Origin of the sequence: Aquiflexum sp., assembly GCF_041749095.1 — a bacterium.
Taxonomy (GTDB): domain Bacteria; phylum Bacteroidota; class Bacteroidia; order Cytophagales; family Cyclobacteriaceae; genus Aquiflexum.
In genome coordinates, this window is record NZ_JBGTCA010000072.1 from 1 (window position 1) to 2,495 (window position 2,495).

Annotated in this window: 4 protein-coding genes; 3 read left to right on the forward strand and 1 reads right to left on the reverse strand. The window is 38.7% G+C overall.

Going from position 1 to position 2,495, the window contains the following annotated elements; genetic code table 11:
* The coding region (locus tag ACEW8O_RS04370) for a riboflavin synthase (protein WP_373493404.1) at positions 1-430 on the reverse strand (430 nt) is incomplete at its 3' end.
* Positions 431-550: 120 nt separating this feature from the next.
* Here ACEW8O_RS04370 and ACEW8O_RS04375 point away from each other — a divergent pair.
* The 3 genes from ACEW8O_RS04375 to ACEW8O_RS04385 all read left to right on the forward strand — a co-directional run bounded on the left by ACEW8O_RS04375 (position 551) and on the right by ACEW8O_RS04385 (position 2,422).
* Entirely contained in the window at positions 551-1,207 is a 657-nt protein-coding gene (locus ACEW8O_RS04375; RefSeq protein ID WP_373493405.1) for a protein-L-isoaspartate(D-aspartate) O-methyltransferase, read from the forward strand.
* Positions 1,208-1,288: 81 nt separating this feature from the next.
* The gene (locus ACEW8O_RS04380) at positions 1,289-1,822 is read left to right on the forward strand and encodes an acyl-CoA thioesterase (RefSeq protein ID WP_373493406.1); all 534 of its coding nucleotides are present in this window, start codon (positions 1,289-1,291) and stop codon (positions 1,820-1,822) included.
* Positions 1,823-1,867: 45 nt separating this feature from the next.
* A complete protein-coding gene (locus tag ACEW8O_RS04385) occupies positions 1,868-2,422 on the forward strand; it encodes a hypothetical protein (protein ID WP_373493407.1) in 555 nt (184 codons plus the stop codon).
* The last annotated feature ends 73 nt before the right edge of the window (positions 2,423-2,495 follow it).

Genomic DNA, 2,495 nt, shown 5'->3' on the forward strand with positions numbered 1-2,495 from the left:
GACTTGTACCATTGACGGTGATGGAACCTTTTTCAACTGTTAAATTTCCTGAAGAAGGATCAAATGAAAAATCAAAGATCCATGATCCGTCATTTTCGGTAATATTTTCTACGATACCTGTCTGATCCACATGCCCTTGAACGATATGCCCATCAAATCTGCCATTGGCCGGCATACATCTTTCCAAATTTACCTTTCTTCCTTTTGACCAAGTTCCGAGGTCGGTTTTATTGAGCGTCTCTACAATTGCTGTTACTCTGTAATGTCCATCCCTTATTGCTACTACAGTCAGGCAGACTCCATTATGTGAAACAGATTGATCTATTTTAAGTTGATCACTAATAGAAGTTGCAATATCAAAATGAACATTGGTACCCTCCTTTTCAGTATTGATGATTGTCCCCAAAGTTTCAATAATTCCTGTAAACATCTTTTGAAATCTAATTTTCAATAATTCGGACAATAAGCGGCAAATAGCTTTCAAATTAAGCCAATTTATCCCTTAACTTAGCACGCCGTACAAAAGTTTCTAAATCAGTTTATAAGTCACATGTTGAAATTAGAGGATAGCTACCGTCACAAGGGGCAGCGAAAGGAATTGGTAAAAGTGATCAAAAAGAAAGGCATCAAAGATGAAGCAGTCCTTGAAGCCATCAATACCCTGCCACGTCATTTTTTCTTTGATTCAGCCTTGGACTCACACGCCTACGAAGACAAGGCTTTTCCTATCGGTGAAGGTCAGACCATCTCCCAGCCTTACACCGTTGCCTTTCAGACTGAATTGTTGCAGATCAAACCCGGAGATAAAGTTTTGGAAATAGGAACAGGGTCGGGTTATCAAGGGGCCATACTTCACTTGCTTGGAGCCGAAGTCCATACGATTGAATACCAAAAAAAATTATTCGACCGGACCAAAAAGTTTTTGACCAAACTCGGAATCCACCTTCACTTTTACTTTGGTGATGGTTCTCAGGGTATACCCGACAAAGCGCCTTTTGACAAAATATTGGTAACAGCCGGTGCGCCGGTTGTGCCACAGTCCCTCCTTCAACAACTCAATATCGGAGGAAAATTGGTCATTCCGGTCGGTGACAGAAAAACACAGAAAATGCTGAGATTGACAAAAAAAACAGGTACAAAAATTATTCAGGAAGAATTTGAAGATTTTGCATTTGTACCATTACTGGGATCTGAAGGCTGGAGATAACAGTATATTATACTGATTTATATATTAGATATTAAAATGATTAATCAATAATTTTGTATTTTTGAAAAAAGTTTAATTTTTATGACAAAAAAGAAACTCGCTAGTCAGTCTGCGGTAATCATGACCGAAATGGTTCTCCCCAATGACACCAATACCCTCAACAACCTTATGGGGGGGAAATTGATGCATTGGATGGATGTAGTAGCCGCCATTGCTGCACAGAAACATTCCAATAGAATTGTGGTGACCGCCTCCGCAGACAGTATTTCATTTAAACATCCTATAGCACTGGGAAATGTAGTGACTTTAAAATCTCAGGTTACCAGAGCATTCAATTCTTCCATGGAGGTTTTTATTGAAGTCTGGGCCGAAGATATTCCTGCCAACAAGAAAATACTTACCCACCGGGCATTTTTCACATTTGTAGCTGTGGACCAAAATGGTAGGCCCATTGAAGTCCCTGAAGTAGAACCAAAGACCGAAGAGGAAGTTGAATTGTATGAAGGTGCTCTTAGAAGAAGGCAACTGAGGCTTGTGCTGGCAAAAAGAATGGATCCAAAAGACGCCGTTGAACTCAAATCTATTTTCAACATGGATAATCCTAAGGAATCATAGCCTTTACTTCTTGTAATACCCCGTTTTTTTAATCAATTTAGGCACATGGAAAATTTGAGCATTCATCATTTGGCTATGTTCATGGACAGCGAGATATTTATTCTTCCGGAAGAAAAAAAATTCATCGTTGACAAAAAATCCAACCCCCTCCCATACCCTGAACCAAAGCAGGAATTAAACCTTGTAGAAGATCCGGAGAATAAATCAATGAGTTTGGATTATGAGGGTGGATTTGGAAAAGGTGTCCTTGTGGTCTATCAGGGTCAATCCTTGGATCCTGAATTGCATGAGCTTTTGTTCAAAATACTGAATGCAGTTGGTTGTTCATTGAAAGACATTGCCCTGACCTCTTCAGAATCATTGGAATCTACTTCGCATCAAAGTGTGATGGCTATGAATCCAAATAAGATGATTTTATTCGGGAATTTCAGGCATGATATCATGATGCACAAAAAATCCAATTATGAAATTATCAATGATGAAGGGGTGGAATATCTTTTCGCAGATGACCTGAAAATCCTTTTTGAAAATATTAATTTAAAGAAATTACTCTGGAGTGAACTTCAGGTACTTTTCAACATTACCCAAAAACAAAAATGAGCGCAGACGAAATTAAAATAAAGTGGCTGAAAAGATTCAGATTGATCAGTATTGTGGAAGGCACATCATTCCT

Coding starts and splice junctions, on each gene's coding strand:
- ACEW8O_RS04375 (WP_373493405.1), top strand. CDS start 551: ATGTTGAAATTAGAGGATAGCTACCGTCACAAGGGGCAGCGAAAGGAA.
- ACEW8O_RS04380 (WP_373493406.1), top strand. CDS start 1,289: ATGACAAAAAAGAAACTCGCTAGTCAGTCTGCGGTAATCATGACCGAA.
- ACEW8O_RS04385 (WP_373493407.1), top strand. CDS start 1,868: ATGGAAAATTTGAGCATTCATCATTTGGCTATGTTCATGGACAGCGAG.